The 3466-nt window shown below is 62.8% G+C and carries 5 protein-coding genes; all 5 read right to left on the reverse strand.

Annotation, left to right across the window (positions count from 1 at the left end; genetic code table 11):
- A partial coding sequence (locus tag JOZ76_RS31610) for a DeoR/GlpR family DNA-binding transcription regulator (RefSeq protein WP_291705316.1) occupies window positions 1–574 on the reverse strand: 574 nt, incomplete at its 3' end.
- A 273-nt stretch (window positions 575–847) separates the two neighbouring features.
- Window positions 848–1201 carry an acyl-CoA thioesterase gene (locus JOZ76_RS31615; RefSeq protein ID WP_291705320.1) on the reverse strand — a complete coding sequence of 118 codons (354 nt, stop codon included), beginning with the start codon at window positions 1199–1201 and terminating at the stop codon, window positions 848–850.
- A gap of 82 nt (window positions 1202–1283) precedes the next feature.
- Entirely contained in the window at window positions 1284–1907 is a 624-nt protein-coding gene (locus JOZ76_RS31620) for a flavin reductase family protein (protein ID WP_291705317.1), read from the reverse strand.
- A 108-nt stretch (window positions 1908–2015) separates the two neighbouring features.
- Entirely contained in the window at window positions 2016–2630 is a 615-nt protein-coding gene (locus tag JOZ76_RS31625) for a TetR/AcrR family transcriptional regulator (protein WP_291705318.1), read from the reverse strand.
- A 31-nt stretch (window positions 2631–2661) separates the two neighbouring features.
- Window positions 2662–3466 (reverse strand): efflux RND transporter permease subunit (locus tag JOZ76_RS31630; protein ID WP_291705319.1); only part of this gene is annotated, 805 nt, incomplete at its 5' end.

Here is a 3466-nt window from a genome sequence, read left to right on the forward strand (position 1 = left end):
CCTGCACCTCGCGATAGTCGAAATCCAAAAGTGCGCCCTCCTCGTCGATCGCGGACGCGCCGATGATCGCATAATCGACCTTGAACTGCCCGATCAGCTGCGTCGCGGTCGAACCGACCACGGCGCCGTCGGCGCGGCGCACGGCGCCGCCCGCCACGATCACCTCGATGCGTGGATGGCGATACAGCAGCATCGCGACGTTGAGATTGTTGGTGATGACGAGCAGATCCTCGTGCGAAGTAAGCGCGCTTGCCACCTCCTCCGTCGTGGTGCCGATATTGATGAAGAGCGAACAGCCGTTCGGAATCAGCGCAGCAGCGGCGGCGCCGATTGCCTTCTTCTCTTCGGCGGCCACGAAACGCCGCGCCTCATAGGCGAGGTTTTCCACGCCGGAAGCGATGATGGCCCCGCCATGGATGCGGGTCAGCGCGCGCTGCTCGCAGAGATCGTTGAGATCCTTGCGAATGGTCTGCGCCGACACCTCGAAGCGTCGGGCGAGATCCTCGACCATCACCCGCCCCGAGGCGCGGGCGAGATTGAGGATTTCGGTCTGGCGATGCGAGAGTCCGGCCATGGCGGCACCTCTTCGGCAGGCAATGTCCAAAGCTAGCGGGGGCGTGTCCGTGCGGTCAACGCGTCAGATGGGTCGGACGTTTCCCTTGGCCGGCCATGACTGGCCAAAGTTAACGACGCCGGCCCAGCTTATGGAGCTGGTCATGCCCCGCGAAAGCGGGGCATCCAGTACGCCGCGGCTTCTCGGCTCAAGCACGGCCGTCTCTGGGATACTGGATCACCCGCTTTCGCGGGTGATGACCGTCGAGTTTAACGGCGAGCGCTTGCGCTCACATCACACCTGCACCGGTTCCTCGTCTTTCGGAATCACGCGCGGGCGGCCGTCATCGTCGATCGAGACATAGGTGAAATTGCCGTCGGTGACCAGAATCGGCCGTGTCTCGCGGCGCCGCACCACCCAGGCTTCGAGATGCACCGTCACCGAGGTGCGGCCGATCCGCACCAGATTGGCATGCACCGAGACGAGATCGCCGACATAGACGGCCTTGCGAAAATTCATCGCCTCGATCGCGACGGTCACGGTACGCGATTTTGCAACTTTCGAAGCAAACACGCCGCCGCCCACGTCCATCTGGCTCAAGAGCCAGCCGCCAAAAATATCGCCATTGGCGTTGGTGTCGGCGGGCATCGCCAGCGTGCGGATGCAGAGGTCGCCGCGGGGGCCATTGGCCGCATTCTCCTGGATGTGTGGCGCGCTCACCGCTCTATCCCTAATCCGGCCTTGCCATCTCGAACATCGCGTCCGGGCGAATCTCGAAATAGTCGCCTCGCCGCCCGGCGCGCACGATCGGGTGCGTGAGCGCGGTCTGGTAGACGCCGTTCTTGATGAAGGTCTTGTCGATATGCACGGCGACGACCTCGCCAAGTGTCAGCCAGGCCTCTGCCTTCTCGCCATCAGCACCCTGCAGCTGAATGATCTGCGACAGCCTGCACTCGAACGAGACAGGGCTTTCGGCGACCCGTGGCACGTTGACCAGCCTGCACGGTACCGCCGTCAGACCGGCGATCGCAAATTCGCTGACATCGCGCGCAACGTGCGCCGCCGTCGCATTCATCTGCCTGGAGAGGTCCATGGTTGCGAGGTTCCAGACGAACTCGCCGGTCTCCTCAATGTTGTGAACACTGTCCTTCTTCGAGGTCGAGGAGAAGCCGATGATCGGGGGGTGATAGCAGAAGGCATTGAAAAAGCTGTAGGGCGCGAGATTGACATTGCCCCTGGCGCCCCGTGACGAAATCCAGCCGATCGGACGCGGGGCGATGATGGCGTTGAACGGATCATGCCTCAGGCCGTGACCGTGCTTCGGCTCGTAATAGTGCAGGTCCTTGTCCGCCACGCGCGCTTCCTTCTCCCCTGTCGTTCCGGGGCGATGCGAAGCATCGAGCCCGAATCTCGAGATTCCGGGTCCGGTCCTTTGGACCGTCCCGGAATGACGGAGACCTTATTAGCTTGCGGATTTATTCGCACCAAGCCCGGCAAGGACAAAATCGATCATCTGGTCGATCGAGGGACCCGGCTTCGGCTTGCTCTGGGCTTGCGCGATCAGCTGCGGATGGAAGTAGGCGACCATGGCGTGACAGGTGCACATCGCCGCGAGCGGAATGTCCGCGACCTTGAACTCGCCGGATGCCACGCCCTGCGCGATCACGCCGCCGATCGTCTCCGTGACGCATCGAATATGCGCGACGCAGACCTCCCAGCTCTCCTCCATCGCGATCTCGACCATTTCATGCAGCTTCGAATCGCCGACGAAGCGCTCACAGTTCATGCGATGGACGGTTGAAAGCAGCTCGCGCATCCGCTCCGTCGCGGAGCCGGGCTTGGTCATGATGAGTCGCGCGGCGTCATCGACCTCGCCCATCAGGACGCGCGCGACGCCCTCGATGATCGCCTTCTTTGAATCGAAGAAGCGGTAGACATTGGCCGGCGACATCCGCAGTTCCTTGGCGATGTCGGCGACCGTCGTCTTCTGATAGCCGAGCTGGCGGAACAGACGCTCCGCGACGGCGAGAATCCGCTCTCGCGTGTCGGGCTCGATATGTTCGGAAACCAGCGTCATGTCAGGGCTCGGATGCTCAGATAATGTTCATTTATTCAGCGGCTTCAGCAAGCGGAAATGCAGGCTGCACACGGCGCTGATGCTGCGGCGCAACGTCCAAAACCCCCGCCTCGCCCCGTTCTTCCAGGCTCTTGCGGAACCATAGTGCATAGAGACCCGGCAGGTACAGCAGCGTCAGGAAGGTTGCAACGAACAATCCACCCATGATTGTGATCGCCATCGGGCCCCAGAACGCCGAGCGCGACAGCGGAATCATGGCCAGAATGGCGGCCAGCGCCGTCAGCACCACCGGGCGGGCACGGCGGACGGTCGCTTCCACGATCGCCTCCTTCCGCGTCAGCCCATGCGATACGTCGGTCTCGATCTGGTCGACCAGGATCACCGTGTTGCGCATGATCATGCCGGCAAGCGCGATCAGGCCGAGCAGCGCCACGAAACCGAACGGCTGACCCGCAACGTTGAGGCCGAGCGATGCACCGACGATGCCGAGCGGCGCGGTCAGGAACACCAGGAACATGCGTGAGAAGCTCTGCAACTGCACCATCAACAGCGTCAGCATGAGCGCAAACATCAGCGGGAAGAGCACCAGCAGCGACGAATTGCCCTTCTGCGACTCTTCGATGGCGCCGCCCATCTCGATCCGGTAGCCCGGCTCGAGCTTGTCGCTGATGCCCTTGAGCTTCGGCAAGAGCGCGCTCGACACCGCCGGCGCCTGTGCACCGTCGATCACGTCGGAACGGACGGTGATGGCCATGTCGCGGTTGCGCCGCCACAGGATCGGCTCCTCGTGGGAATACTCGATCTTCGCGATCTGCTGCAGCGGCACGGCGACGCCG

The sequence above is a fragment of the Bradyrhizobium sp. genome (assembly GCF_019244115.1).
Taxonomy (GTDB): Bacteria; Pseudomonadota; Alphaproteobacteria; order Rhizobiales; family Xanthobacteraceae; genus Bradyrhizobium.

Excerpts from the sequence above, each read along its gene's own strand:
- JOZ76_RS31615 (WP_291705320.1), bottom strand. The coding sequence starts at position 1,201 with ATGCCCGCCGACACCAACGCCAATGGCGATATTTTTGGCGGCTGGCTC.
- JOZ76_RS31625 (WP_291705318.1), bottom strand. The coding sequence starts at position 2,630 with ATGACGCTGGTTTCCGAACATATCGAGCCCGACACGCGAGAGCGGATT.